The organism is Microbacterium sp. 1262, from assembly GCF_040544895.1.
Classification (GTDB): domain Bacteria; phylum Actinomycetota; class Actinomycetes; order Actinomycetales; family Microbacteriaceae; genus Microbacterium; species Microbacterium plantarum.
This window is the reverse complement of sequence record NZ_JBEPKU010000001.1, coordinates 353,660-379,600: the sequence shown is the minus strand read 5'-3', so window position 1 is coordinate 379,600 and position 25,941 is coordinate 353,660. Positions and strand designations below refer to the sequence as shown.

32 protein-coding genes and 1 riboswitch are annotated in these 25,941 nt (G+C 70.3%); of the genes, 15 read left to right on the top strand and 17 right to left on the bottom strand.

What is annotated here, in order from left to right:
• Positions 1-101 precede the first annotated feature (101 nt).
• Positions 102-1,130, bottom strand: coding sequence for a CNNM domain-containing protein (locus tag ABIC53_RS01765; protein WP_112617286.1), 1,029 nt, complete (start codon positions 1,128-1,130; stop codon positions 102-104).
• Positions 1,127-2,554, bottom strand: a complete 1,428-nt coding sequence (locus ABIC53_RS01760) for a hemolysin family protein (protein WP_274178812.1) — start codon at positions 2,552-2,554, stop codon at positions 1,127-1,129. The genes ABIC53_RS01765 and ABIC53_RS01760 overlap by 4 nt, the downstream gene beginning before the upstream one ends.
• 243 nt (positions 2,555-2,797) lie before the next feature.
• On the opposite strand from ABIC53_RS01760, the gene ABIC53_RS01755 reads away from it, so the two are divergent.
• Complete coding sequence (locus ABIC53_RS01755; RefSeq protein ID WP_274178813.1) at positions 2,798-3,400, top strand: TetR/AcrR family transcriptional regulator; 603 nt, start codon at positions 2,798-2,800, stop codon at positions 3,398-3,400.
• A gap of 18 nt (positions 3,401-3,418) precedes the next feature.
• On the opposite strand, the gene ABIC53_RS01750 is transcribed toward ABIC53_RS01755, so the two are convergent.
• On the bottom strand, positions 3,419-4,573 hold the full coding sequence (locus tag ABIC53_RS01750; RefSeq protein WP_323986275.1) for a hypothetical protein: 1,155 nt from the start codon (positions 4,571-4,573) through the stop codon (positions 3,419-3,421).
• Positions 4,574-4,937: 364 nt separating this feature from the next.
• On the opposite strand from ABIC53_RS01750, the gene ABIC53_RS01745 reads away from it, so the two are divergent.
• A complete protein-coding gene (locus ABIC53_RS01745; RefSeq protein WP_354450106.1) occupies positions 4,938-5,450 on the top strand; it encodes a hypothetical protein in 513 nt (170 codons plus the stop codon).
• An 87-nt stretch (positions 5,451-5,537) separates the two neighbouring features.
• Here ABIC53_RS01745 and ABIC53_RS01740 read toward each other — a convergent pair whose 3' ends face one another.
• Genes ABIC53_RS01740 through ABIC53_RS01730 form a run of 3 tightly spaced genes read right to left on the bottom strand, consistent with a single transcriptional unit; the run spans position 5,538 to position 6,526 of the window.
• The gene (locus ABIC53_RS01740; RefSeq protein WP_114588477.1) at positions 5,538-5,750 is read right to left on the bottom strand and encodes a hypothetical protein; all 213 of its coding nucleotides are present in this window, start codon (positions 5,748-5,750) and stop codon (positions 5,538-5,540) included.
• A gap of 42 nt (positions 5,751-5,792) precedes the next feature.
• A complete protein-coding gene (locus tag ABIC53_RS01735) occupies positions 5,793-6,143 on the bottom strand; it encodes a peptide ABC transporter permease (RefSeq protein ID WP_274178815.1) in 351 nt (116 codons plus the stop codon).
• Positions 6,140-6,526, bottom strand: a complete 387-nt coding sequence (locus ABIC53_RS01730; RefSeq protein ID WP_274178816.1) for a DUF7882 family protein — start codon at positions 6,524-6,526, stop codon at positions 6,140-6,142. The genes ABIC53_RS01735 and ABIC53_RS01730 overlap by 4 nt, the downstream gene beginning before the upstream one ends.
• A 119-nt stretch (positions 6,527-6,645) precedes the next feature.
• On the opposite strand from ABIC53_RS01730, the gene ABIC53_RS01725 reads away from it, so the two are divergent.
• Positions 6,646-7,158, top strand: coding sequence for a MarR family winged helix-turn-helix transcriptional regulator (locus tag ABIC53_RS01725; RefSeq protein ID WP_282501325.1), 513 nt, complete (start codon positions 6,646-6,648; stop codon positions 7,156-7,158).
• Between the two features lie 4 nt (positions 7,159-7,162).
• Here ABIC53_RS01725 and ABIC53_RS01720 read toward each other — a convergent pair whose 3' ends face one another.
• Positions 7,163-7,963, bottom strand: coding sequence for a DNA-formamidopyrimidine glycosylase family protein (locus ABIC53_RS01720; RefSeq protein ID WP_354450103.1), 801 nt, complete (start codon positions 7,961-7,963; stop codon positions 7,163-7,165).
• A gap of 117 nt (positions 7,964-8,080) precedes the next feature.
• Here ABIC53_RS01720 and ABIC53_RS01715 point away from each other — a divergent pair, with 117 nt between their 5' ends.
• Positions 8,081-8,917, top strand: coding sequence for an alpha/beta fold hydrolase (locus ABIC53_RS01715; RefSeq protein ID WP_323986285.1), 837 nt, complete (start codon positions 8,081-8,083; stop codon positions 8,915-8,917).
• Between the two features lie 75 nt (positions 8,918-8,992).
• Here ABIC53_RS01715 and ABIC53_RS01710 read toward each other — a convergent pair whose 3' ends face one another.
• On the bottom strand, positions 8,993-9,475 hold the full coding sequence (locus ABIC53_RS01710; RefSeq protein ID WP_274178820.1) for a pyridoxamine 5'-phosphate oxidase family protein: 483 nt from the start codon (positions 9,473-9,475) through the stop codon (positions 8,993-8,995).
• A gap of 113 nt (positions 9,476-9,588) precedes the next feature.
• Positions 9,589-9,780 carry a hypothetical protein gene (locus tag ABIC53_RS01705; RefSeq protein ID WP_274178821.1) on the bottom strand — a complete coding sequence of 64 codons (192 nt, stop codon included), beginning with the start codon at positions 9,778-9,780 and terminating at the stop codon, positions 9,589-9,591.
• 159 nt (positions 9,781-9,939) lie between these two features.
• On the opposite strand from ABIC53_RS01705, the gene ABIC53_RS01700 reads away from it, so the two are divergent.
• Positions 9,940-10,119 (top strand): hypothetical protein, encoded by a 180-nt coding sequence (locus ABIC53_RS01700; protein ID WP_112617295.1) that lies wholly within the window; start codon positions 9,940-9,942, stop codon positions 10,117-10,119.
• Here the strand turns inward: ABIC53_RS01700 and ABIC53_RS01695 are convergent.
• From ABIC53_RS01695 to ABIC53_RS01675, 5 genes are all read right to left on the bottom strand, one after another.
• Entirely contained in the window at positions 10,051-10,464 is a 414-nt protein-coding gene (locus ABIC53_RS01695) for a DMT family transporter (RefSeq protein WP_282501328.1), read from the bottom strand. The genes ABIC53_RS01700 and ABIC53_RS01695 overlap by 69 nt on opposite strands.
• A gap of 1 nt (position 10,465) precedes the next feature.
• The gene (locus ABIC53_RS01690) at positions 10,466-10,780 is read right to left on the bottom strand and encodes a DMT family transporter (protein ID WP_114588482.1); all 315 of its coding nucleotides are present in this window, start codon (positions 10,778-10,780) and stop codon (positions 10,466-10,468) included.
• A gap of 10 nt (positions 10,781-10,790) precedes the next feature.
• A riboswitch (guanidine-III (ykkC-III) riboswitch) is annotated at positions 10,791-10,856 on the bottom strand.
• Between the two features lie 19 nt (positions 10,857-10,875).
• Complete coding sequence (locus tag ABIC53_RS01685) at positions 10,876-11,733, bottom strand: CPBP family intramembrane glutamic endopeptidase (RefSeq protein WP_323986288.1); 858 nt, start codon at positions 11,731-11,733, stop codon at positions 10,876-10,878.
• Positions 11,734-11,748: 15 nt separating this feature from the next.
• A complete protein-coding gene (gene trmB / locus ABIC53_RS01680; RefSeq protein ID WP_274178824.1) occupies positions 11,749-12,498 on the bottom strand; it encodes a tRNA (guanosine(46)-N7)-methyltransferase TrmB in 750 nt (249 codons plus the stop codon).
• A 49-nt stretch (positions 12,499-12,547) separates the two neighbouring features.
• Positions 12,548-13,381, bottom strand: a complete 834-nt coding sequence (locus ABIC53_RS01675) for a DUF3097 domain-containing protein (RefSeq protein WP_269267769.1) — start codon at positions 13,379-13,381, stop codon at positions 12,548-12,550.
• A 181-nt stretch (positions 13,382-13,562) separates the two neighbouring features.
• On the opposite strand from ABIC53_RS01675, the gene ABIC53_RS01670 reads away from it, so the two are divergent.
• The 4 genes from ABIC53_RS01670 to ABIC53_RS01655 all read left to right on the top strand — a co-directional run bounded on the left by ABIC53_RS01670 (position 13,563) and on the right by ABIC53_RS01655 (position 17,736).
• Positions 13,563-15,575: a TPM domain-containing protein gene (locus ABIC53_RS01670; RefSeq protein ID WP_354450099.1), complete on the top strand. Its 2,013-nt coding sequence runs from the start codon at positions 13,563-13,565 to the stop codon at positions 15,573-15,575.
• Between the two features lie 41 nt (positions 15,576-15,616).
• The gene (locus ABIC53_RS01665; protein ID WP_112617301.1) at positions 15,617-16,351 is read left to right on the top strand and encodes a PspA/IM30 family protein; all 735 of its coding nucleotides are present in this window, start codon (positions 15,617-15,619) and stop codon (positions 16,349-16,351) included.
• An 84-nt stretch (positions 16,352-16,435) separates the two neighbouring features.
• Positions 16,436-17,275, top strand: coding sequence for an arginase family protein (locus ABIC53_RS01660; protein ID WP_274178827.1), 840 nt, complete (start codon positions 16,436-16,438; stop codon positions 17,273-17,275).
• An 11-nt stretch (positions 17,276-17,286) separates the two neighbouring features.
• The gene (locus ABIC53_RS01655; RefSeq protein WP_282502592.1) at positions 17,287-17,736 is read left to right on the top strand and encodes a Fe-S oxidoreductase; all 450 of its coding nucleotides are present in this window, start codon (positions 17,287-17,289) and stop codon (positions 17,734-17,736) included.
• Positions 17,737-17,742: 6 nt separating this feature from the next.
• Here ABIC53_RS01655 and ABIC53_RS01650 read toward each other — a convergent pair whose 3' ends face one another.
• The 3 genes from ABIC53_RS01650 to ABIC53_RS01640 all read right to left on the bottom strand — a co-directional run bounded on the left by ABIC53_RS01650 (position 17,743) and on the right by ABIC53_RS01640 (position 19,472).
• Positions 17,743-18,204 carry an SIP domain-containing protein gene (locus ABIC53_RS01650; protein ID WP_354450097.1) on the bottom strand — a complete coding sequence of 154 codons (462 nt, stop codon included), beginning with the start codon at positions 18,202-18,204 and terminating at the stop codon, positions 17,743-17,745.
• Between the two features lie 72 nt (positions 18,205-18,276).
• Complete coding sequence (locus tag ABIC53_RS01645) at positions 18,277-18,999, bottom strand: tyrosine-protein phosphatase (protein ID WP_282501330.1); 723 nt, start codon at positions 18,997-18,999, stop codon at positions 18,277-18,279.
• Positions 18,996-19,472, bottom strand: coding sequence for a carboxymuconolactone decarboxylase family protein (locus ABIC53_RS01640; protein ID WP_274178830.1), 477 nt, complete (start codon positions 19,470-19,472; stop codon positions 18,996-18,998). The genes ABIC53_RS01645 and ABIC53_RS01640 overlap by 4 nt, the downstream gene beginning before the upstream one ends.
• A 53-nt stretch (positions 19,473-19,525) precedes the next feature.
• Between ABIC53_RS01640 and ABIC53_RS01635 the strand changes: the two genes are divergently transcribed.
• The 6 genes from ABIC53_RS01635 to ABIC53_RS01610 all read left to right on the top strand — a co-directional run bounded on the left by ABIC53_RS01635 (position 19,526) and on the right by ABIC53_RS01610 (position 25,922).
• Positions 19,526-20,473: an alpha/beta fold hydrolase gene (locus ABIC53_RS01635; RefSeq protein WP_404568747.1), complete on the top strand. Its 948-nt coding sequence runs from the start codon at positions 19,526-19,528 to the stop codon at positions 20,471-20,473.
• 527 nt (positions 20,474-21,000) lie between these two features.
• Positions 21,001-22,512 (top strand): ABC transporter substrate-binding protein, encoded by a 1,512-nt coding sequence (locus ABIC53_RS01630; RefSeq protein WP_354450094.1) that lies wholly within the window; start codon positions 21,001-21,003, stop codon positions 22,510-22,512.
• Entirely contained in the window at positions 22,509-23,459 is a 951-nt protein-coding gene (locus ABIC53_RS01625; RefSeq protein ID WP_274178833.1) for an ABC transporter permease, read from the top strand. The genes ABIC53_RS01630 and ABIC53_RS01625 overlap by 4 nt, the downstream gene beginning before the upstream one ends.
• Positions 23,456-24,337 carry an ABC transporter permease gene (locus ABIC53_RS01620; RefSeq protein ID WP_354450092.1) on the top strand — a complete coding sequence of 294 codons (882 nt, stop codon included), beginning with the start codon at positions 23,456-23,458 and terminating at the stop codon, positions 24,335-24,337. The genes ABIC53_RS01625 and ABIC53_RS01620 overlap by 4 nt, the downstream gene beginning before the upstream one ends.
• Positions 24,334-25,116, top strand: coding sequence for an ATP-binding cassette domain-containing protein (locus ABIC53_RS01615; protein WP_274178835.1), 783 nt, complete (start codon positions 24,334-24,336; stop codon positions 25,114-25,116). Before ABIC53_RS01620 ends, ABIC53_RS01615 begins: the two co-directional genes overlap by 4 nt.
• Positions 25,113-25,922 carry an ABC transporter ATP-binding protein gene (locus ABIC53_RS01610; RefSeq protein WP_269267780.1) on the top strand — a complete coding sequence of 270 codons (810 nt, stop codon included), beginning with the start codon at positions 25,113-25,115 and terminating at the stop codon, positions 25,920-25,922. Before ABIC53_RS01615 ends, ABIC53_RS01610 begins: the two co-directional genes overlap by 4 nt.
• Positions 25,923-25,941 lie beyond the last annotated feature (19 nt).

Genomic DNA, 25,941 nt, shown 5'->3' with positions numbered 1-25,941 from the left:
GCGGGAGTCTCGGCACGATGGGCGCTCACCTGGCAGTTCCCGCCGCCACATCGAGCGGGATGGGGCGGGACCTGCCAACTGAACGAGCTCGCGCCGTCGGGTCAACTCGCGGGCGCCACCAACTCCGCCTCAGCGGCGCCAGGCAGCACCTCGCGCAGCAGGTCGTCCAGTGTGACGACGCCGAGCAGACGGTCACCGTCGACGACCGTCGCGAGCTGCACGTGTCCGCGGCGCATACGCGCGAGCGCGTCGTACGCCGACGCATCGGGCGCGAGCACGAGCGCGTCACGGGCGATCTCGAGCGCCGGCGTCTCGGGAGCCACCGCGAGCGTGTCGCGAACGTGCGCGACGCGGCTCGAAGGCCCCTCCCCCACGAGGATGCGCAGGTGCGCGGAGGATGCGGCGGCCGCCTGCACATCGGCGGCACTGGCCGTCGCCGGCACCGCGGTGGGCACCCGGTCGGTACGGACGATGTCGCCGACCGTCAGCGACCCGAGGGCGATGGCGCGTGCGATCGGCTCGGAGTACTGCTCCTCGAGCGTTCCCGCGGCGCGTGAGTGCGCGACGATCTCGCGGATGGTGTCGGCGTCCTGACCGCCTGCGGCAGCCTTCTCGACGGGCTCGACACCCGAGGCCTTCACGAGCCGGTTGGCGATGTGATTGATCCACAGCAGGAAGGGACGCAGCGGCCAGGTCAGCGCACGGGCGGTGATGCCCGTCGCCTTCGCGGCCACCTCGGGGTGGGCGATCGCCCACGACTTGGGCGCCATCTCGCCGATGACGAGGTGCAGGAACGTCACCACGATGAGCGCCAGCATGAACGCGATGATGTCGGCGAGCACGTAAGGAAGTCCCCACTGCTCGAACACCGGAGCGAGCGCGTAGTCGATCGCGGGCTTGGTGATGGCACCGAGCAGGAACGTGCACGCCGTGATGCCGAGCTGGGCGAACGCGAGCATGACGGTCAGCTCGTTGACGCCGCGGAGAGCGGCACGCGCCGACGCGCTGCGGTCGGCCTCCTCTTCCAGGCGGTGGCGCCGAGCCGCGAGCAGCGCGAACTCGACGATGACGAAGAACGCGCTCGCCAGGATGAGCGCGATCGTGATGATCGTGACGACCCACCAGCTCATCGGGTGACCTCCTCGGTCGCGCCAGCCGCGACGACGGCATCGACGCCGACCTCGGGACCGGCTTCAACGGCATCCAGATCCACCTCGTGCAGACGCACGACGAGCTCGGAGGGCACGAGACGGGCGACCTCGGCGACCTCGACATCCAGCCAGCGCTGCATCCGCAGCCCCTGCACCGTCTCGGACGCCCGCTCGGGCAGGTCGATGCGCACGACCGCGCCCTCGGGCGGCAGGTCACCGTGCTCGCTGATGATGAGACCTGCGATGGTCTCGGCGTCGTCGCGCGGCAGGTCGAAGCCGATCAGGCGCTCGACCTCGTCGAGATGGACGTCGCCGGGCAGACGCCAATGGTCCTCGCCGACGTTCACGATCTCGTGGACCTCGAGGTCGTGTTCGTCGGAGATCTCGCCGATGACCTCCTCGGTCAGATCCTCGATGGTGAGGATGCCGTCGAAGTTGCCGTACTCGTCGACGACGCAGGCGAGCTCGTTGCGCGTCTGCCGCATGCGGTCGAGGGCGACCGGCAGCTGCATCGTCGTCGGCAGCACGACCGCCTCGCGCATCATCGTCGAGACGGGCGCGTCGTCGTCATGGCGACCGCGGAGCAGGTCGATGAGCTCGACGACACCGACCGGGTCGTCCTCCTCGCCGATGACGGGATAACGGGTGTGGCCGGTCGCCATGAGCGCGCGCACCTCTCCGACGGTCGTGTCGGGCGAGATCGAGTCGATGCGCGAGCGCGGGACCATCGCGTGCTCGACGTCGCGCTGCGGGAAGTCGAGGATGCGGTCGATGATCATCGACAGATCGTCGGGCAGATCGCCGCTCGCGCGGGACTCCTCGATGATCGCTTCGAGGTCGCGCGCGGTCGCGCTCTCGTCGACGTCTTCCAGCGGCTCGATGCGCAGCAGCCGCAGCAGGGCGTTCGCGGCGACATCGAACACCGTGATGAGCCAGCCGAAGAGCATCAGGTAGATGCGGGTCGGAACCGCGAGGGCGCGGGCCAGGGGCTCCGGGCTGGCGATGGCGAGGTTCTTGGGATACAGCTCGCCGAAGATCATCGTCACGATGGTGGCCAGCAGCAGCGCGCCCACCGTTCCGATGAGCACCGAGACAGCCGGATCGATGCCGACGCCGCCCAGCAGCGTGCCGATGGACTCGCCGATGAGGGGCTCCGCCACGTAACCGATCAGCAGGCCGGTGACCGTGATGCCGAGCTGCGCACCCGAGAGCATGAACGACGTGCGCTTGGTGATCGCGAGCACACGTGCCGCCTGGGCATCGCCCTTCTCGGCACGGGCGGCCATGCGCGACCGGTCGACGGACATGTACGCGAACTCCTGCGCGACGAAGAAGCCGCAGGCGGCGATGATCGCCAGTGTCAGCAGGATTCCCAACAGCAGCGTCAGGACTGCTTCGATCATTCGGATTCACCCCCTCTCTCAGCGAGGGGGTACGAAGATCGACCCTCCTGGTCGGTGGAGGAATGGCGATTGCTCACGGGTGTTCTTTCTCGATAGGGCACGGGTGGGCACTCACAGGATAGCGGGCCGTCGGCGAGACCGGGCCAAGGCCTGCGCGGCACGGGCACCGGAACCCGCGCCGAACGATCCGCACCACGAAGCGTCGCGGACATGCGCGAAGAGACCACAGCTACAGTGACGGGCATGTCCGGGAAAAGGGTCGGTCGCCCGCGCGTCGAGGACATCACCGAGGAACTTCTCCGGGAAGGCGAGCGGGTCCTCGCCGAGGAGGGCTTCTGCGCTCTCACGGTCGACGGCCTCGTGAGCCGGGCCGGGTCGACGCGCCCCACCTTCTATCGGCGGTTTCGAAGCACGGCCCACCTCGCCGTCGCCGTCTTGTCTCGCCGATTCGAACCGGGGCCGCTGCCCGATACCGGCTCGCTTGCCGGCGACCTTCGGGCGGTCCAGCGGGAGGGGATCGCTGTGCTCTCCGACCCGGTCGCTCGAAACAGCGTGGTCGACCTCGTGGGGGTCGCAAGGACGGACGAAGATCTCTCGGCGCTGCTCGACGCGGAGTTCATCCGCCCGCGCCGCGCCCGCGTGAAGCAGGTGATCGATGCCGCTTTTGCGCGACGAGAGACCGAGCCCCCGCACGTGGATGCCGATCAGGTCTACGACATGCTGATGGGCCCCCTCATCACACGCATGTTCTTGCCGCCGTACGCCCCGCCCGACGACGCTCTCGCCGAGAGCAGCGTTCGTTCCGCGCTCACTCGGCTCGGGTCGGACGACCTCGCCCGCCCGTGAGTCGCGCCGGCCTGGGGGTCAGTCGCGGGTGAGCCCGCTGCCGTCAGCCGACATCCGGAACGACGCGGTCTCGTAGTCGTCCTCGAGTGAGAAGTTGATCTCGATGGGCCCCGACTTCTCTCCGGATGACACCGCTTCGGCGCCACCCCACGTGCGCATGACCGTCGCCCCCGCGTCATCGACGGGGAGCCCGCTCTGGGACGCAGCCTCTTCCATGGCCGGAAGAATGCCTGCAAGATCGACGTCTTCCCATGAGAACGCTTCCGTGGCCGACTTCGGTTGAATCGACACGGCGCCGGAATGCTCCACCTGACCACCGCGGTACATCCACCTGTCGGTATGCGTGGTGCCGGCGGTGACGGGAGCCTCGACGATGACGAAATCCGGGGTGACGTAGATCGAGCTCACGCGGTCGTGGCCGATCTCGCGTTCGAGGGCGGCCTGGGCCTGGGCGAGCGGCCCGGGCTGACGCATGTCGACGTGCGCCCTGCCGTCGAGCACCGCCTCGACGGTCTGTGCCACCGCCTCCCGATAGGGCGCGACGACAGCGACGGCCACCGCGACGGCGACAGCCGTGAACACGAGCAGGCGCAGCGGCCGGCCGCGTCTGCCCACGCCGATCAGCGGCCCCTTGCGGCGCCCGCCGGAGATCCGGGTGTGGCTCGCGATGGGGACGAACCCAACCGACGACCGATCGGGGACCGTGAGGTTGCCGACCTCAGACGGTGAGAGCTCACCGTCGACGAAGGCGACCTCGGGTCCGCCGTCGAGAAGGATGGCGACCTGGCGCTGAACTCCGGGCTGGAACGCGGGAAGCTCCGTCAGGGCGACGACGGTGCGCAGAGTGGTCGCGTACGCCTCCCCCTGGATCGGCCGCACGGTCAGATCGATCTCGCACAACGGCTGATCGTTGATCTGGGTACCGGTCTGCCGGATCGCATCGACGCGGGCGAGGCCGAGCCGCCGCGAATCGAGAGCGCGACGGAGATCGTCCTTCGATACCGCCACTCCCCCGGCCATCGATCGGCCGATGAGGATGAACGTCCCGCTGATGATCGCGACCGGAAGCGCGATGCTGATGATCGCCCAGCCGGCGTCCGGCGGCCCGACGTACTCGACCACCGCGCCACCGAGGAGCGCGCCGACAGCTGCGAAGAAGATCAGGCGGAGCACCATCCGACCCTATCGGCGGGGCGCAAGCCGCGGAGAAACGTCCCAGCGGCGGGAGGGGGGAGACCGAACCTCGGCAGGATCTCAGCCTCCTGTTAGGTTCTTCTCGTGTCGACGGACGAGAACGAGACCCCGCGAGCGCTCAGCCGCCGGGCGGTGCTGCTCGGATCCGTCGCGGCTGGCTCTTTGGTGCTCGCCTCTGCGACACCCGCCCGAGCCTTGACCTACAGCGTGAAGACGCCTGCCGAGCATGCCGCGCGCGGAGGAGCGCGACGGCGTGATCGCGCGCTGGCCTGACATCTGGCAGTACGAGGGAGACAGCTTCCGCGTGCCCGCAAGCGTCGAGAACTGAGAACGAGGAGTACCCATGACCAGCATCGTCCTTCGGCGTCGCATCAGTGTGCCAGCCATCCTCGCATTCGCGCTGCTCACCGCGGGGTGCGCCACCCCGGGCATCGGCGGCGCGGCAGCACCCTCGCCATCGCCGACCCCGAGCGAGACCCTGTCACCGACGACTCAGCCGGAACCGTCCGCGACGCCGGACTCGACGACGCCCCCGATCTCCTCGCCGGCACCGTCCCTGTCGACATCCGATCTGCTCGATGCGTGCCTCGTCGCGGTCAGAGACGGAAACGCTCCGGCGTCCGAGCAACTCGATCGTTCCACGGTCGAGAGCGGTAGTGCCCGATCCGCGCTCCGCCCGGATGGCCTCTGGTACGTCGTCGTCCCCGTCACCGATCCCACGGTCGATGCGCCGCTCGAGTACGCGTGCCTGCTGAACGCCGACATGACCGTCGATGCGAGCTGGGGTCGAATCGCCCCGGACGCGGATGACTTCGATCAGTGGTCCACGGCTACGGAGCCTGCTGACGGCTTGTGACTCTGTGAACGTCGCGTCGTCCAGGCAAGAACACCCCGGTTGACGCGAAAATGCCCGGAGAGCAGGTCTCCGGGCACATCGATCGGGTCAGGACTTCTCGTCTTCTTCCGGTTCGAAAGTCGAGGCGGTTCCGGTGTGTCCGGCCGCGACGCCGTCCGGGTTGCTCGGGATGGTGCCGTCCTTGCCGAGACCTCCCGGCTCGCGCGTACCGTCGCCGTCGGTGTCGGCCGTGGAGACCTCGACGTCGGGTCCCTCGTAAGCGTTCTCGTCGGTCTCGCGACGGGTGTCATCGTTGCTCATGGCGTTCTCCTTCTCTTCGGCGACGGCCGATGCCGTCCGGTCTCAGATGAACGGAGCCAGTGCTCCGGCGGTCAGGGCGAGTGCGCCCGCGACAGCGCCCGAGGCGGTGGCCGTCATCCGCAGATGACGACGTGCGCGGGACTTCCGAGCCCGGTTTCCGGGCGCCTCGGTCGTCAGAAGCGAGTGCTGCGCTTCCTTCAGCGTTGCGAAGCGGCCGATGGGGGTGGCCTGACCGTCGAACGCGATGAAGTGCCCGTCAGAAGAGGTGTCGACGGATCCGACGAACTCCCCGTCGGTGGAGGCGACGTAGAAACCGGGGGCGACCGTCGACCAGGTGATCGTTCGGGCGGTGAGGATGCGCGGCGCTTCGGGGGCGCGCTCGAGCAGGGTCATGCTGCCGTCGCCAGCGCGCTCGGAGCGGTTGCGATGCTCTCGGCAGCGGCGGGAGCAGCGGCGATCGGGGCAGCAGGAGCCGCGTCGAAGTCCGCGAAGTCGACGACGAGGCCGGTGGAGGAAGTTGCCGCCCGTGCCATCTCGGTGAGCAGCGCCGAGTCGAGCTTTTCCATCTCCGCCCCGCCGAAGACGAAGCGGAGCGGGATCGCGGGCTGCAGCCAGATGGTCTGACGCCCCGCCGCGATGTCGGCGCCGTGACGCCAGGTGAGCGTGAAGCTCTCGGAGCGGCGGAGCTTGGTCGCGGTCAGCACCTTGAGGTGCGCGAGCAGGCGGTCCGGGATCTCGATCGACTCGGACGCGTTGCCGTAGAACAGCTGGCCCATTGTTGCTCCTCACAGATGCTGGATGACTTGTTGGGAACGCTACTAGTTGGGAAAGTATCTCGTCAAGTTAGATATCTGGTAAGGTAAAACGCATCAGCCAGGACCGCGGAGGTGTGCAGATGAGCGGCTTCTTCTACAACGACGATCGTCAGCGCGCGACCAGCGCGCTCGAGGCGTTGCGTCTCTACCAAGCGGCCGAGGCGGCGATGCGACGCCGCACGCGCGAGTCGATGTCGATGGGAGAGAACGAGCTGCTGGTCATCCGTCAGCTTCTGCGCGCGCAGTCGCGCAACGTTCCCGTGAAGCCGGGGGACGTCGCTAAGTACCTCGGCATCTCCACGGCCAGCACGACGAGCCTTCTCGACCGCCTCGAGTCCGCCGGCTACCTTCGTCGCGTGCCGCATCCGAGCGACCGGCGCAGCGTCTATCTCGAACCGACGGAACGCGCAGACGACGAGGTCCGTTCCACACTGTCGGCCATGCACGACCGTATGCATCAGGTGGCCGACGAGACCACGCCCGAGGCGACCGCGGCCGTGATCGACTTCCTCTCGCGGATGCAAGATGCGGTCGACTCCGTCGAACCGGCCCCTAGTCTGCAGCGCCAGCGCGGAGCAGCGCCGGCCGGCTGATCCGTCAGCTTCGACGCGGCTGGCAGGCGGGACACCACCACGTGCGCCGCTGTTCCGAATCGCCCGCGACCTCGGCGCGCACGAGGATGCGCGTCCCGCACCTGAGGCACGGTTTGCCGGCGCGGCCGGCCACCCAGTGCGCGCTCCCCCGACGCGCGGTGCCGGTGGTCACCTGATACATACCGGGCACTGTCGCGGAGAAGCGCAGAGCGCGCGCGGCACGGGCGACGAGCGACTCGAGGTCAGCGGTCGCAATGGGGTCGAACGGGTGGACACCCGAGAGGAACGCGAGTTCGTTCACCCAGAGGTTCCCCAGACCCGCGATGTTGCGCTGATCGAGCAGAGCGCCGGCGAACGTCCGATCCGGACGAGCATCGAGCCGCCGAAGGGCCTCGACGGCATCCCAGTCGTCGCGCAGCGGGTCCGGCCCCAGGTGACCGAGCGCAGTCGCGACGCCGTTCGCGCGCAGCAGTTCGACGACGGGCATGTCGATGCCCCACAGCGTCGCGCCGTCGTCCAACTCGGCTCGCACACGCACGGCCGGCTGCACGCGCACGGGAACGACGCGCCCCGAACGGGTGACCGTCCACGACCCCTGCATCAGAAGATGCGTGTGGAGTGCGAAATCGGGATCCAGCCAGGTGATCAGATGTTTGCCCCGGGTCTCGAGCCCAGCGATCCGCCAACCGGCGAGGGATGTCCCGGCCGCCGGGCCAGAGCGCAGTTCTCCGGACGAGATCGTCCGATCCACGACCTGAGGCCGGAGCCGGGCTGCCATGCGGAAGACGCTGTCACCTTCCGGCACGGGCTCCCCCGGACATCACGCCGACCTCATTCCTCCAGTCTGCCGCGGGCGCCTAGCCTCGGCTCCGAGAACCGTCAACTGCTCGAAAAACGCTTCGGAAGCGATGACGATGTGGGCATGACTGAGATCACCGCCCACAAGGGCCTCTTCAACGACATCGAGCTGCACGTCGACGACACCGGCGGATCGGGTCGCCCGGTCGTGCTGATCCACGGCTGGCCGCTGTCGGCGGAATCGTGGTCCGAGCAGATTCCCGCGCTCACCGCCGCCGGGTACCGCGTCGTCGCCTACGACCGCCGCGGCTTCGGGCGCAGCGACAAGCCTCGCTCGGGCTACGACTACAACACGTTCGCTCAGGACCTGGCATCCGTCCTCGACACCCTCGACCTGCGCGACGTGACCCTGGTCGGCTTCTCGATGGGAGGCGGCGAAGTCGCCCGTTATGTCGCCAATCACGGCCAGGATCGGCTGCGGAGCGTCGTGTTCGCCGCCGCGGTGCCGCCGTACCTCGCGCAGACGCCCGATAACCCGGAGGGCCCGCTCACACAGGAGGCCGCCGACGAGATGGAGAACGGCCTCCGCGCGGATGAAGCGACCTTCTACGACGGCTTCACGACCGCCTTCTTCTCCGTCGACGGCGAGCTCAAGGTCACGGAGGAGCAGCGCCAGGAGGCCCTCGCGCTCGCGCGCCAGGCCGACCACCACGCGGCACTGAAGTCGATGGAGGCGTGGGCGACGACCGACTTCCGCCGCGATCTGGCCGCGGTGACCGTGCCCGCGCTGATCATCCACGGCGACGGCGACGGCACCGTCCCCTTCGAAGGCTCGGGCAAGCGGACCCACGAGCAGCTTCCGGGCAGTGAGCTGGCGCTCATCGAAGACGCACCTCATGGCCTCAACGTGAGCCACGCCCGCGAGTTCAACGACGCCCTGCTCGCCTTCCTCGCGAAGTAGGCCTGCTCCGCTCGACGACGATGGGCCGTCCCGCAGCAGCGGCGACGGCCCATCGTGGCGTAGAGGCCCGAAGACTCAGAGGTCCAGCTTCTCGTTGCGGCCCTCATAGGTCTCACCGGTGATCTTCGACTTGATCAGGCCGATGGCGGTCGCGATGCGTCCGCCGGCACTGCTCCAGTACTCCCCCGAGATCGCGTCGACCCGCAGCAGCGTGATGCTGGGGTCGTCCGGGCCGTCGGGGAACCAGGCCTCGAGAGTGCTCGACCAGTAGTGTTCGAGGCGAGCGCGGTCGTCGACGACAGTCGCCTCACCGGCGAGCGAGACCCACGCGTCGTCCTTGCTGAGGGCGACGCCGACGGCGGGCCGCGAGGCCACGTGCGTCGCGACGGACGATCCGCGGTCGACGACGAACCAGAGGTCTCCGTCGAACTCGGCCTCCTGCACCGTCAGCGGGCGCGCTGTGAGCTTCCCCGATTCGTCGACCGTCGTCACCATGGCGAACCGGAACTCGGGCAGCAGCTCCGCCAGGATCGCGCGGGGGTCTTCGTTGTCACTCATCGTTTCTCCTTCGATCTGGCGTGGTCGTCATCCGTGGGTCCAGGCTCGCACCGGGACCAGCCCTCGGTCGCCGTCTTGACAGCCGACTCGATGCGCGACAGTCGCGCGACCCCTCAACCGCCCGAGGGGTTCTCGAGCGGCTGACCGTCGCCATCGGTCGTCGTGTCGGCATCTCCACCATGGCCCTCCGGTGCGGGCTCGTCGGGCGCCGCGCTCGGAGCCCCCGGAAAGGCCGATGCCCCGCCGGTGGCGGTTCCGGTCTCGATGTCGTCGCCGGGGATGTCGGGACGCTCTCGGTCACTCATGTGTTCGTCCTCTCGTCGTTGCGTGACCGCGACGCTACGCACCGAGCCGGCGCGGACCGAGGGTATTGACACACGTGAGGCACGGATCATCCCGCAGGGGGATGCTTCTCAGCCGATCGACCGACGCGTCGCAGGGCCACCGCTTCGTAGCGTCGAACTGTGACCGCCGCTCCCCTCTCTCCCCTCGACCGCATCCACCTCGCCGCCGGCCGCGGTCGCGCCCTGCTCGGCTCGATCCTGGGCAACATCGCCATCCTCGGCATCATCGCCCTAGCGGCGCTCGTCGTGCCGATCGCCGCCGCTCTCGTCTTCGGTCCCGCGCTCCTCGCTCGGCTGTGACCCTCGCGCCGCAGTCCTGCTCGTGGCCGGAACGAGCTTCAAGCCGATGACAGCGACCACGATGCCGGCGATGAAGACCACCTTGCCCGGAGCGAACGCCTCAGCGCCCGTCGCGATCGACCAGGTCACGGTCAGCGCCGCGCCCACCCCCACCCAGACCGCGTAGGCCGTACCGATCGGAATGTGCTTCATAGCGCGTCCGAGCCCGAGCATGCTGAGCAGCAGACCGATGGCGAACACGACACTCGGCACGGGGTGGCGTAGCCCGTCCGATTCGCCCAGGGCCGTCGCCCAGACAGCCTCGCAGACCGCGCTGGCGAGCAGGATCGTCCATGCACGCGTCATGTCAGCTCACCACCTTGAGGCCGACGACGCAGGCGACCAGGAGCAGAAGCAGGAGGATGCGCGCGGTCGACGCGCGCTCGCGACGGGTCACCATCGCCCACACGACAGTGAGCGTCGCTCCGACCCCGACCCAGACGGCGTAGGCGGTGCCGGTCGGCAGCTCGGTCATCGCGTATGCGAGGCCCGCCATGCTCGCGGCGAGCGCGACGACGAAGAGCGACGCGGGCCGTTTGCGGCGGAATCCCTCGGATGCCGCGAGCGCGGCAGCCCATACCGCCTCGAGGACGCCGGCTGCGATCAGGATCACCCATGCCATGACAGACCTGTCCGAGTCAGTCTTGTCCGTTGCGGGTACTGCTCCCTCGTCCGCGGGCCCCGCGTCGGGGCCCCGCGACCCAGCGTAGCCGCGGGTCAGGGCGCGGGGACGAGGAACAGCGCGTCGAGGAGACCCGGATTGTGCGCGTGGACGAGCACGCCGAAGACGACCGCGTCGAAGAGAAGGTGCACCGTCACGACGTAGGTGAGCGACCGCGTGCGCAGGAAGATGTAGCCCTGCAGGAGCGCGAACGGGATGGTCAGCACCGGTCCCCAGGCGCGGTAGCCGAGCTCCCAGAGGAATGAGACGAACACGATCGTCTGCAGGACGTTGGCCGAGACATCGGCGAAGTGCCGCCGGAGCAGCGCGAAGCAGGTGCAGATGAAGAACAGTTCGTCCCAGATGCCTACGGCGCCGACGCCGACGAAGAGGCGCGCGATGAGGTCGGGGGTGTCGACGACGGGCCAGTTGGTGTAAACGCCCGACGTGATGAAGTAGAAGGGCAGGATCAGCCAGCCGAGCACGAGGACCGCGGCGAGCCAGGCCCACTGGAAGGTGGTCCAGCGCCCTCCGCCGCGCCAGGGGAAGCGAATGGCGTGATCGCGATACACGAAGCGCGAGACGAGGTACGGCAGCAGCACCGCCCCGCCCAGCGCGAGGGTGAAGCGCAGCATCGCGAGGTTGTCGAGCTCGGCCTTCAGGTCGATGAGGCTCACGACGACGAGACCGAGGGCGATCAGGGAGAGATCGCGCGCCAGCGAGGGCCGCGTCTCCTCACCCACCCGCCAGCGGTCGACGCCGAGAGCCGAGACGAGCCCCAGGACCAGCAGCGTCCACCCGAGCCAGGGCTGCAGCAGCACGAAGAACGCCGGCGCCGCCAGGCAGACCAGAAGGGCGGGCACGGTGCTCGCCGAGACGACGGGGCGGGCGGCCAGTCCCGGGTGCGTCTTCACGGCGTCCGCCCTCCGTCAGACCGCGTCGGTACGGCGATAGGCGAGGTCGCGGATGTCGCGCCCCTTGGCGATGCCCTTCCGCTCGAAGGCCGTCATCACGCGGCCCTCGAAACGCGGCGCCCAGTCATCCTCGAAGTCGGGGACGAAGCCCGCGGCATCCCCCATCACTTCGCGCATCTGGCGCGCGTAGTCCTCCCAGTCGGTCGCGAGTCGGAGCACGCCCCCGGGCTTGAGCGCCCGCGCCGCCAGCGGCGTGAAGTCGGGCGAGATGAGGCGCCGCTTCGTGTGACGCGTCTTGTGCCACGGGTCGGAGAAGAAGATCCAGAGCTCGTCGACGGATGCCGCGGGCAGCAGGTGCTCGAGTACCTCGGGCGCGTTCGCTTCGACGAGGCGGAGGTTCCGCACGCCCGCACGATCGGCGTCGAGCATGGTGCGGGCGAGCCCCGCCCGGAACACCTCCACGGCGAGGAAATCCGTCTCCGGCGCGGCCTGTGCAGCCGCGACGATCGCGTGCCCCTGGCCGGAGCCGATCTCGACCACGAGCGGCGCACTGCGACCGAACAGCGCGGCGGGGTCGACCTCCGAGCCCGGCCGGACGCTCAGCACAGCCTGATCCCGTTCGACGGGGACGTTGTAGAAGCCGCCGAGCTGGTTCCAGGCGCGCTCCTGTCCGTCGCTCATCCGCCCGCTGCGGCGGGCGAACGACACGGGCCGCTCGCGGTAGCGGGGTTCGTCACCGGTGTCGGGCGCGTCGGTCTGCGGCATGAGTCCAGGGTATCGAGCGACGGGAGGTGCGCCGAGCGGACCTGGGGCGTCAGGCCGTGACGAAATCGATGAGCTCCTCGACCCGGCCCAGCAGCGCAGGATCCAGGTCGCGGTACGTCCGAACCGATCCGAGAATGCGCTGCCAGGCATGCGCGATGTCGGCCTGGTCCTCGGCGGGCCAGCCGAGCGCCCGGCAGACGCCGGTCTTCCACTCGATGCCCCGCGGCACCTGCGGCCACGCGCGGATGCCGACGGCCTCGGGGCGCACGCACTGCCAGACGTCGATGTGGGGGTGCCCGACGATCCTGAGGTGGGCACCGTGCGGACCACGCAGGATCTGCTCCGCGATGCGGGTCTCCTTCGAGCCCGCGACCAGATGGTCCACGAGCACCCCGTAGCGACGCTCGGCAGAGGGCGGCTCGTCTCGGAGGAGGTCCTCCAGCAGGTCGATCCCCTGCAGGTACTCGACCACGACGCCCTCGACGCGGAGGTCGGCGCCCCAGACCTTCTCGACGAGTTCGGCGTCGTGTCGTCCCTCGACCAGGATGCGCGACGCGCGTGCCACGCGCGCCCGTTGCTGCGGCGCGACGAACGACCCCGAAGCGGTACGCAGCCGACCCGCGGGCTGTGCGGCCTTCGGAGCGACGAGCTTGACGGGCTCGCCGTCGACGAGGAAGCCGCCCCCGAGCGGGAACAGACGCACCTTGCCGAGGCGGTCCTCGAGTTCCACGTTCCCGCCGCGGACGGCCACGACCGCTCCGCAGTAGCCGTCGGCCGCCACCTCGACGACGAGATCGGGATCGGCGGGCACCTCCGGCACCACCTTGCGTCCGGCATCGCGCCATCCGGCTGCGAGCACATCGGTGCCGTATCTGTCGTCCATGGTTCCTCCCGCCTCGCGCCCCGTCGGGCCGCGGGTCAGCGTAACCGCGGCCGTTCCCGTCGCCGGGTATCCGCGCCGCGATTCCGCTGGCCGCTGATTCACAGTCCCGGCATAGGCTCAGGCACGACGCCCTCAATAGAGTGGAGACGAGGCCGGTCCTCCGACCTCGGAAGGGGAACGGATGCGCGTGCTCCGAGCGGTGACGCTCTCGATCCTGGCGAGCCTGATGTTCGTCGCGGGCGGCTCCGCCGCGGCCTGGGCGACCGACCCGGTCGACCTCGGCTCGGGACGCGTCGTGGATCAGGCCGACGCGCTGACGCCAGGCGAAGAGCGTGCCGTCGACGAGAGGCTCACCGCGTTGAGCTCGGAGGCGGGCATCGACCTGTGGGTCGTGTACGTCGACGCGTTCACCAGCCCGTCCGACGCCGAGGGCTGGGCCAACGCGGTCGCCCAGCGCGGCGGCCTCGGCGTGGACCAGTACGTACTGGCGATCGCGACCGAGCAGCGAAACTTCTACCTGTCGGGCGACACCAACGGCCCCGTCGACGGCGAGACGCTCGGCGACATCGAGACGCGCGACATCCTTCCAGAGCTCCGGTCGGAGGATTGGGGCGGCGCCGCGTTCGCCGCCGCCGGCGGACTCGCGGCGGCGGTCGGTGGATCCGGCGGCGCGGCGGGCGGCTCGGGCATGTCGGGCCTGACGATCGTCCTCGGAATTCTCGCGGTCGGTGCCGTGATCGCCGTCATCGTCGTCCTGGTGCGCCGTCGTCGGGCGGGCGCCGGCCCCGGCTCCGCCCGTGGCGCGGCCGCCGAGCCGATCGAGGATCTCGCCCGGCGCTCCGCCAGCGCGCTCGTGGCAGCCGACGACGCCATCCGGACGAGCGAGCAGGAGCTCGGCTTCGCGACGGCGCAGTTCGGCGACGAGGCGGCAACCGCTTTCGCCGAGACCCTGGCGCAGGCACGCCGAGACCTCGACGAGGCGTTCACGCTGCAGCAGCGCCTCGACGACGATCAGCCCGACACCGAGGCGGACGTCCGCGCGATCCACACCCGCATCCTCGAGCTGTGCGCGCACGCCGACTCCGAGCTCGACGCGCGCGCCGAGGAGTTCGACCGTCTGCGCGACCTCGAGCAGAACGCCCCCGAAGCGCTCGTTCGCATCCAGCAGGAACGCGGCGCCGCCGGAACCGGGCTCGACGGAGCGGTCGCCTCTCTCGAGCGGCTTCGATCGGCGTACGCCCCCGAGGAACTCGCGACCATCGGCGACAACCCCGAGCAGGTGCGCAGCCGCCTCGACTACGCCGACGAGCAGCTCGCGACGGCGCAGCGTGCGATCGCCGCGGGGGACGGCGCTGCGGCGGCCGTGTCATTGCGTGCCGCCGAAGGAGCCGTCGCGCAGGCCGCTCAGCTGGAGGCCGCGGTCGAGAAGGTCGCCGCGGATCTCGCCACCGCCGAGCGCGACGCTGCGGCGCTCATCACGGACCTCGAACAGGACGTTGCGGCAGCGGTCGGCGTACCCGACCCCGACGGCACGCTCGCCGCGGTCGCCTCCGCCACCCGGCAGCACATCGACGCCGCCCGTTCCCAGCTGACCGGCGAGCACCGTCGCCCGCAGGCCGCCTTGTCCACGCTGCTGGGCGCGAACTCGGCGATCGACGCCGCGCTGGCCGGCGCCCGGGATGCCGCGCAGCGAGCCGCCCGCGCGCGACAGACGCTCGAACAGCAGCTGCAGCAGGCCCGGGCGCAGGTGTCGGCCGCCGAGGATTACATCGGCACGCGACGCGGAGCCGTCGGCGCCACGGCCCGCACGCGAGTGGCGGAAGCTCGCGCGTCGCTCGACCGGGCGGAGGCGACCGCGCAGATCGAACCCGAGCGCGCGCTGGCCGACGCAACACGTGCGACGCAGCTGAGCGGACTCGCGATCGACGCGGCACGCACCGATGTCGGCGGCTTCGCAACTGGCTCCCCCGGATCGAACTCGAACGGCATGATGGGTGCCATGATCGGCGGCATGGTGCTGAACTCGCTCCTCGGGGGCGGGTCGTCCGGACGCCGCTCGTCGGGCTTCGGCGGCAGCGGCTTCGGCGGCGGCTTCAACGGCTCGCGCGGCGGGTTCGGCGGCGGTTCACGCGGTCGCAGCGGCGGCGGCGGGTTCGGTGGCGGCCGCTCTCGGCGCGGCGGCGGCCGATTCTGACGACTTCTCCCTCTTCCCGACCACCCACGAAAGGAACCCCGATGGCAAAGCAGTCCATCTTCGGTCGCATCTCGACGCTCGTGAAGGCGAACATCAACGCCCTCCTCGACCAGGCCGAGGACCCGCAGAAGATGCTCGACCAGCTCGTGCGGGACTACACCAACTCGATCGCCGACGCGGAGTCGGCGATCGCCGAGACGATCGGCAACCTGCGCCTGCTCGAGCGCGACCACCAGGAGGATGTCCAGGCCGCGGCAGAGTGGGGCAACAAGGCCCTCGCCGCGAGCCGGAAGGCCGACGAGCTGCGCGCGGTGGGCAACACCGCCGACGCCGACAAGTTCGACAACCTCGCGAAGGTCGCGCTGCAGCGTCAGATCAGCGAGGAGAACGAGGCCCGGACCATCGCGCCGACGATCGCGACCCAGACCGAGGTCGTCGAGAAGCTCAAGGACGGCCTCAACGGCATGAAGGTCAAGCTCGACCAGCTCCGCGCGAAGCGCTCCGAGCTGCTCGCGCGCGCGAAGACTGCCGAGGCGCAGAACCGCGTCCACGACGCCGTCAAGTCGATCGACGTACTCGACCCGACGAGCGAGCTCGGACGCTTCGAAGACAAGGTCCGCCGCCAGGAGGCGCTCGCCGCCGGCAAGCAGGAACTCGCCGCCTCGAGCCTCGACGCGCAGTTCGAGAGCCTCGAGGACGTGGGCCAGCTCACCGAGGTGGAGGCGCGACTCGCCGCGCTGAAGACGGGCGGAGCCGCCGGCGCCATCGAGCGCTGAGTGCCGATGTCGACGCCCGGGCCGGCTCTGCCGCCCGGGCGTCGACGCTCGAACCGCTGAGAACGCCCGACGAAGGACGAAGGAATGACCCGATTCATCGTGGTCCCGCAATGGCAGGGCTCGCCCTCAACTCGATCGATGACGCTGATCGACGGCGCTGACGCGATCGCGGGCGACCTCCCGCGCAGCGCGACCGTCCGGGTCGACGTGCCGATCGAGGCCGGCGAGGCGCTCGGCAGCGGCATCCGGCGGTTCAGCTCGCTCCAGCGCACCCGCGACCTGGTCACGGCCGCCCTCACCGAGGCCGACGGTGCCGCGGACGGCGCGAGCCCGAGCGGCCACGTGCTGGTCGTCGGCGGCGACTGCGGAGTGGCCGTGCCGGCGATCGCGCATGCGGCCGCGCTGCATCCCGACATGGCCGTCGTCTGGTTCGACGCGCACGCCGACCTGCATACCCCCGAATCGTCCTCCTCGGGTGCGTTCGCGGGGATGGCCCTGCGCGCGGTGTTCGAGACGACCCCGTTGTCACCGGATGCCGCGGTGCCCGCCGATCGCATCGTCCTTGCGGGCGCCCGCGAGTTCGACGACGCAGAGACCGATGCGGCGAAGATCGCGGGTCTGACGCATCTCGGCGTCGACGATCTGGCCGATCCCGCCCGTCTGGCGGACGCGGTCGCTGCCACCGGCGCCGGCTCGGTCTACGTTCACGTCGATCTCGACGTCCTCGACCCCGCGGCGATCACGGGTGTGAGCACGGCCGTGCCGTTCGGAATCGACATCCCAACCCTCACCAACGCGATCGGCATCCTGCGCGGGCGGTTCTCGTTCGCCGGAGCGTCCGTCTCCGGGTTCGCTCCGCCGCATCCCGAGGCCGTCGTGGACGACATGGGCTCCGTGCTGCGGGTCGTCGGGGCTCTGGCGTGAGCAGCGTCCGGATGCCGCCCGCCGGATGGCGGCAGCGAGCCGACGCGGCGGTCGCGCGAGGCGCGGCGGTGGACCGGCTCATCCCCCGGATGCTGCTGGACTCCCCCGTCAGCGAGTTCGGCGCCCGGGCGGGCACCGCCTTCGGGTTCGTCTGGGGCACGCTGTGGTCGACCGGCCGCGTCGAGCGACGTCAGGGGCTGTGGGTCTTCCGCGGGATGCCGGAATGGACGTTCGGCCGCGGGGGCGTCTGCGTCGGGTCGTGCTTCCTGACCGGCGACCGTGAACCGAGCGAGCGGATCCTCACGCACGAGGCCGTGCACGCTCGGCAGTGGCGGCGATACGGGCTCCTCATGCCGTTGCTCTACCTGATCGCGGGCCGCGATCCCCTGCGCAACCGATTCGAGATCGACGCGGGACTGGCCGACGGCAACTACATCCCCCGGCGCGCCGAGAGCCGCTGACGGACCTCAGCGGGCGGTCGCGAGCCCGAAGCGCTCGGGCGTGTGAATCGACGCGGCGGTCATTCCGCAGCGCGCGGTGAGGTGATCGACGATGTCGACCGTGCCGAGGAACCCGCCCAGCAGGTGCACGCGCGTCGCCTTCGCGGCATCCGTGCACAGCATCTCGTCGGCCCACGCGGTGACCGCGCGAGAGAGCGCCTCGCCCGACCCGCAGCCCCGGCCCGAACCCGGAGCACCGGTTCGGCGTGAACGGTCGAGCCAGGTCACGACCATGCGGGCCGGCGCCGACACGGTGCCGATCCAAGCGGCGTCGGGCACCTCGATGAAGACCCGGCCGGTCGAGCACAGCGGCAGGGTGGCGAGGAGCGCCTCGAGCTCGGCGAGCGAGTGCTCGTCGGCCGTCACCAGGTGCTGCACCCGGACGTGCTTCGAGGCGCGGCAGGCGGCGGCGCTGTGGAGCTCGGTCATGATGACTCCACTATACCCGCGGTGTAGGCATGCCTTACCTACGTAGCCGAAACCGGACGGCCCCCCGAGGTCTCACATCAGGATGATGCGGCGCAGCTCGGCGAGCTCGTCGTCGGCGAGTCCATGCGACCGGAGGTAGTCGGCCGGGGAACCGAATCGCTCGCGCAGGTCGGCCAGGAGCGCGCGCATCACCGGCGCCGGCGACCGCGTGGCCAGGTCGACCAGCTGCGGGGCGTCGGGGTGGTGCGCGCGGAGATACGCGAGGATCGGCGCGTTGCGCTCGGCCGGCAGCAACGTCTCCGTGCGGGCGTAGTCGTCGACGACGGCATCCTCGTCCACTCCCGCTGCCGCGAGGATCATCGCGATCGTCACTCCGGTGCGGTCCTTGCCGATCGTGCAGTGCACGAGCACCGGCTGATCGGCGATGACCCCGCGGACGACCTCGAGCACGCGCGGAGCCGAGTCGTCGATGAGCGAACGATACATCGACTCGAGCGACATGTCGGCGCGGAACAGCGAGGCGACCGACCCCAGGAACAGCGGCACCCGCTGGGTCTCGATGGAGAGATCTCCGAGGACCGTGGGCTCGGAGCGCACCTCGTCGTCGTCGCGCAGGTCGATGATGCGACGCAGCCCGAGCGCGCCGAGAGCGCGGCGCCCGGCGTCGTCGACGCGGAAGAGGTTGCCCGAACGGTAGAGCACGCCCGATCGTGTCGAGGTGTTTCCCGCCCGCAGGCCGCCGGTGTCGCGGAAGTTCAGGGCTCCCGGCACCGACAGCGATGCCGCGCCGCTCATCCGCCGGGACGCGGGAGCGGCGGCACGGGGTACCGGCCCGCGATCGTCAGGCGATTGAACGCGTTGATCGAGATGAAGAGCCAGCTCAGCGCGACGTACTCCGCCTCGGAGAAGACCCCGCCCACGCGGTCGTACAGCTCGTCCGAGACGCCCTCGTCGGCGATGTGCACATACGCCTCGGCGAGCTCGAGAGCCGTACGCTCGCGTTCGTCGAAGACCCCCGACTCGCGCCAGGTGGCGAGCTGGGCGATCTCGTCGGCCGTCACACCGGCAGCCACCGCCCGACCCACATGCACACGCACGCAGTAGGCGCAGCCGTTGAGCTGCGAGCTGTGGACGAGCGCGAGCTCTTTCAGACGCTCGTCGATGCCGGCATCCTGCGCGATGGTCCCGACCGTGCGGGCGAACGCGTCGAGCGCGTCGTAGGCCGGACGAGCCGCCTTGGCGAGATGGATGCGCCGCTCCGGATTCATGCGTCAACCCTATCCACCGCCCTCCCCCGTCGCGGGAGAATGGTCCCTCCCCGATGCGAAGGATCACCGTGCACGACGACACGTTCGACGAGTTCTCGTTCCTGCCCGTCCAGGCCGCTGAGGCCGGCGTTCCGACACCCGCGGCCGAGCGGCTGTTCACCTTCGCCCCTGACGGGCGACCGGTCAGCGCGCTCCGACTCGGCGACGGCGAGCCCGAGGTCACCCTTCTTCACGGGGCCGGCCTCAACGCCCATACGTGGGATCGCACCGTCCTCGCGCTCGGGCGGCCGGCGCTGGCGATCGACCTGCCGGGACACGGTGACTCCGCGTGGCGCGACGACGCCGACTACACGGGACGGACGCTCGCGGCCGACATCGCACCGGCGCTCGCGCAGTGGACGACGACTCCGCAGGTCGTGGTCGGGCAGTCGCTCGGCGGCCTCACGGCCGCGGCCCTCGCCGCAGCGCACCCCGAGCTGGTGCGTGCCCTCGTGATCGTCGACATCGCGCCCGGGCTCGACCCCGCCGGAGCGGCGTCGCAGATCCGGCGGTTCTTCGCCGGACCGACCAGCTGGGCCTCTCGCGCGGAGATGGTCGAGCGTGCACTGTCGTTCGGGCTCGGCGGAGACCGCACCGCGGCCGAGCGCGGCGTCTTCCTCAACTCGCGCGTGCGCGATGACGGCCGCGTGGAGTGGAAGCACCACTTCGCACGCATCGCCAACGGGCTCGCCGGCGACCCCGGCGCCGCGGCCGCGGCATCCGAGCGGCAGGATGCGCTGGCTCCGGCCCTCGCGGCATCGGGCTGGGATGACTTCGCCGCCGTGGCGGCGCCCATCACGCTCGTACGGGGCACACGGGGCTATCTGACCGACGCCGACGTCGATCGGTTCGGCGAGCGCCTTCCCGCAGCGCGCATCGTCACGGTGGAATCGGGCCACAACGTGCAGGAGGAGCTCCCGACCGAGCTCGCCCGCATCATCCGCGACGCCGCCACCGCCTGACTCCCCCGCATACTGCGGGCTTTGTGCCGTCAACAGGCGGAGCCGACGTCACGGGCACCCGGGCGCCGCAGGAGGGTTGTTCAGCCTGTCAACGGCCGCGGCGCCGCGGCGAAGCCGTGCTGCGGTGCCGCCGACAGGCTCAACGCGCGCGTGGCCCAGCTGCGTCGCGCGATTCAGCTGTTCATCCTGGCGACGGAACCCCCGCGAACAGCGGGCATCGCCGGGTTGGAGGGCGCGTCTGGTCGGCGGAGATCGGCCCGGTCTGCGCTACTGCGGCGAGCTCCACCGGCCAAGCCGTACCGCCGACAGGCTCAACCGGCCTGCGGCCGTCTCACCCGCCCCGCAGCCCGCGCTCAGCCTGCGCACGGCCCGCTCTCGATGAAATAGGGAGTCGCCGTGCGACGCTGGACGTCGGTGAATGCGTCTCGCGGTCGTGGCGGACCCTAGGCTGTATGCCGCACTGAGTTCGCGGACGCGCATCGGACAGCAACGATGCCACCGCCCTTGCGAAAGGAACCCTCCTCCACATGCTCCGCCGCACCACCGTGACCGCCGCCGCACTGCTGGCTGCAGGCACCCTCCTCCTCGCCGGCTGCACCGGGTCGACCGAGCCCGGGCCGTCCGCCACCATGGGCGCCCCTGACCCGGACGCCAGCGTCAACATCCGCCTGGTGCTCGAGCCCTCGAACCTCGACATCCGGCAGACCGCGGGCATCTCGCTCGATCAGACGCTCATCGACAACGTCTATCAGGGCCTCGTCGCCCGCACCGCGGAGGGCGAGATCGTCGACGCGCTCGCCAGCGCCCACGAGGTTTCCGCAGACGGCTTGACCTACACGTTCACGTTGCGTGAGGGAGTCACCTTCCACGACGGCCAACCCCTCACGCCTCAGGATGTCGTGTCGTCGCTGACCACCCGGCAGGCCACCGCCGAATGGGCGGACAGCGAACGACTCGCCAACGTCACGTCGGTCACCGCCGACGGGCAGAAGATCGTGCTGACGCTGTCGCAGCCCGACTCGTCGCTGCTGTGGAACCTCACGGGCCGCGCGGGCATCATCCTCAAAGAGGGCGACACCGTCGACTACAACACCGCCGCCAACGGCACCGGCCCGTTCCGCCTGGCCAACTGGCGCCAGGGCGCCAGCCTGACGCTCGAGCGGAACGAGGCGTACTGGGGGGATGCGGCTCAGGTAGCCGACGTCACGTTCGACTTCATCCCCGACAACCAAGCAGCCATCAACGCCGCTCTCGCCGGCGAGATCGACGTCGTCGTCGGCTTCGACGCGAACCTCGCCGATCAGGTCGAGGGCGGCGGCGACTTCGTCGTCGAGACCGGCAGCGCGACCGATAAGAGCGTGCTCGCGATGAACTCCACGTCGGGGCCCCTGGCTGATGTCCGGGTGCGCGAGGCGATCCGAACCGCCATCGACCACGACGCGATCGTCGAGGCCGTCGGTGCAGGGCAGACGCTCTACGGTCCGATCCCCGAGGCCGACCCCGGATACGAGGACCTCTCGGATGTCGTCTCCTACGACCCCGAGGCAGCCCGGGCGCTGCTGAGTGAGGCCGGCGTCAGCGATCTCGCGCTGACCCTGACCATCCCGTCGGCCTACGGCACGACGCTCCCGCAGATCCTGGTCTCCAACTTCAACGACGTCGGGATCGACCTCAAGGTCAACCCCGTCGACTTCGGCACCTGGCTCAGCGACGTGTACACCAATAAGGACTACGAGCTCAGCGTCGTCAACCACGCCGAGCCGCGCGACTTCGAGAACTGGGCGAATCCCGACTACTACTTCACCTACGACAACGCCGAGGTGCAGGATCTCTACGCGCAGTCGCTGCTCGCGACGGACGAGCAGTCCGCCGATGACCTCCTGAAGAAGGCCGCGCGGATCGTGTCCGAGGACCACGCCGCCGATTGGCTCTACAACTGGGCTTCAGTGGTCGCGGTCGCCACGAACGTCTCGGGTATGCCCGTCGACAACGTGAACGCGCGCATCAGCCTCGCCGAGATCGCCAAGAGCGACGGGTGATCCGTTACGCGCTGACGCGACTGGCCCTGCTGTTGCTGGGTCTGGTCGTCGCCAGCGTGCTGATCTTCGTGACGTTGCGGGTTCTGCCCGGCGATGTCGCGCAGCAGATCGCCGGAACCAACTCCACGCCGGAGCAGGTCGCGGCGCTGCGTGAACGCCTCGGTCTCGACGTGCCGTTGCCTACGCAGTACCTCGAGTGGGTGTCGGGGCTGCTGCGCGGCGACCTCGGCACGTCGCTGGTGACGGGCTCGCCGGTCGCGGCCGAACTCGCGGCCAAGGCCCAGGTCACCGTTCCCCTCGGGCTCATGTCGATGTTCGTCGCACTGATCATCGCGCTTCCCTTCGGCGTGATCGCGGCCATCCGTCGCGGCCGCGCCGACGGCACGGCGCTCTCGTTCGGCGCGCAGGCGATCGCCGCCGTACCCGTGGTCTGGGCGGGCATGATGCTGGTCGTCGTGTTCGCGATCTGGCTTGGCTGGCTGCCCGCGCAGGGCTTCCCGCGCGGCGGGTGGGGCGACCCGGCGCGGGCCTTCGCCGCACTGATCCTTCCCGCGGTCACCATCGGCGTCGTCGAGGGCGCGATGCTGATGCGGTTCGTCCGCAGCGCCACGCTCTCGGCGATGGGGCAGGATTTCGTCCGCACCGCAGCTGCCAAGGGACTCACGCGCCGTGCCGCGCTGCTTCGCCACGGCCTGCCGACGGTTGGCCTGTCGATCATCAGCGTCCTGGGCTTGCAGGTCGCGGGCATCGTCGTGGGAGCGGTCGTGATCGAGCAGCTGTTCACCCTGCCGGGTATCGGCCGGATGCTGGTCTCGGATGTCGGCCTGCGCGATCTGCCGAAGGTCCAGGGCGAGCTCCTCGCGCTCACGGCGGTCGTTCTCGTCGTCGGTTTCATCGTCGACCTCGTGCATCGCGGTCTGGATCCGAGACAGCGGGAGGCCTCATGAACGACCGGATGCCGTGGCTGCGGCGACTGTGGTCGCTTCCTGCCAGCCGTTTCGGGCTCATCGTGGTCGTCACCATCGGGGTCGTGGCCGCGGTCTCGCTCGTCTGGACCCCGTTCGACCCGCAGCGGGTGGACATCCCGGCGCGGTGGAGCCCGCCGAGCTGGCCGCATCTGCTCGGCACCGACGCGTCGGGTCGCGACATCCTCTCGCTGCTGATCGCGGGGGCGCGCACGACGGTCCTCGTCGCCGCAGGCGCGGGCGTCGTCGCCACGCTGATCGGTATCGCACTCGCCTGCCTCGGCGCGCTCACCCGCCGCTGGACCCGCGAGGTCGTCGCCGTGCTCGTCGACATCCTGATCGCTTTTCCCGTGCTGCTGATCGCGATGATGATCTCGGCGGTGTGGGGTGGCTCACTGTGGGTGGTCGTCATCTCCGTCGGCATCGGATTCGGCGTCAACATCGCGCGCGTCACCCGGCCGGAGCTGCGCCGCACGCTGCACAGCGATTTCGTGCTCGCGGCGCGCGCCAACGGCCTCACGCCGTCGCAGATCGCCCTGCGCCACCTGCTCCCGAACGTCGCGCCCGTCTTCATCGTGCAGCTGTCGTGGGGCATGGCGGTCGCGGTCCTCGCCGAGGCGGGCCTGAGCTACCTCGGTTTCGGCGCTCCCCCCACGCAGCCCTCGTGGGGGCTGCTGCTGAGCGAGCTGCAGACGTACCTGACGGCGCATCCGCTGAGCGTCGTGTGGCCGGGGCTCGCGATCACGATCACCGTGCTGGGACTCAACCTCCTCGGCGACGGTCTGCGCGAGGCGACCGACCCGACGCTCGCCCGGCGGCGCTCCCCCGCCGCATCGCATACTCCGGCGGTGGTCGCATGAGTCTCGAGGTCGAGGGCCTGTCGGTCGTGCTCGACGGGCGCCGCGTGGTCGACGACGTGTCGTTCGGCGTCGCCGACGGCGCGCGGGTCGGGCTCATCGGGGAATCGGGGTCGGGCAAGTCGCTGACCGCCCTGGCTGTGCTCGGGCTGCTTCCCGACGGCGCCGAGGTCGAGGGCAGCATCCGGTGGAACGGGCGGGAGCTGATCGGCCTGCCGGACCGCGAGCTGGCCGCTCTCCGCGGCGAGCAGATCGGCATCGTCTTCCAGGAGCCTCAGACCGCCCTGAACCCGCTGCGGACGGTGGGCCGGCAGGTCGCGGAGCCCCTGCGCATCCACGGCCGCGCCGGCCGGCGTGAGGCTCTCGCACGGGCTCAGGCCGATGCTGATCGGGTGAGGCTCCCCGAGGGCGCGCTGCGCCGCTACCCGCATCAGCTCTCGGGCGGCCAGCGCCAGCGGGTGGCGATCGCCATGGCCCTGGCCGCTCGGCCGCGCCTGCTCATCGCCGACGAGCCGACGACCGCGCTCGACGTGACGATCCAGGCCGAGATCCTGGCGCTCCTGGGAGAGCTGGTCGAGAACGACGGGATGTCGCTGCTGTTCATCACCCACGACCTCGCCGTGCTGTCTCAGGTCGCGTCGGAGGCGGTCGTGCTCGAGCATGGTCGCGTCGTCGAGGACGGCACGGTCGCCGACCTGCTCACCGCTCCGCAGTCGGAGGTCACCCGTGGCCTGCTCCGCGACGCGACGGCCACGGTCTGGCGGCCGGAGGGAGACGCATGACAGGCGAGGTGCTCATCTCGGCGCGCGGCCTGAGCAAGCGCTATCGGGTGCGCGCCGGCGGTGCGGGTGCGCCACGACGCGAGACCGTCGCGCTCGACGACGTGGACGTCGATGTCCGCTCGGGCTCGGCGCTGGGGATCATCGGCGAATCGGGGTCGGGCAAGTCGACCCTCGTGCGGCTCCTCCTGGGCCTCGACACGCCCTCGACGGGAACGGTGACGATCGACGGGCGTCCCGTGGACGCCCGCGCGTCGGCTCGCAGCCTGCACTGGCTCCGCCGACGCACCGGCATCGTCTTCCAGGACCCGTACGCCTCGCTCGATCCCCGCATGAGCGTCGGCCGCATCATCGCTGAGCCCCTGTGGGCGCTCGACATTCCCGGCGACCGCCGCGCGCGCGTCCACGAGGTGCTGTCGGACGTCGGATTGGATGCCGACGCGGCGGAGCGCTACCCGCACGAGTTCTCGGGGGGTCAGCGCCAACGCATCGCGCTCGCCCGCGCGATCGCGCACCGCCCGGCGATCCTCGTCGGCGACGAGCCGCTGTCGGCGCTCGATGTGACGGTGCGGGCGCAGATCCTCGAGGTCTTGCGCCGTCTGCGTGCGGAACAGGGGATGACGCTGCTGCTGGTCTCGCATGACATCGGCGTGGTCCAGAACCTCTGCGACGAGGTCATCGTGATGACCGAGGGGCGCATCGTCGAGGAGGGCCCCACCGAGAAGGTGCTGCTCCAGCCGCAGGCGGCCTACACGCGTCGCCTCCTCGCCTCGGTGCCCGTGATCGACCCGCATCGCACGCAGGACTAGACGTCCCCTTCCGCACTCG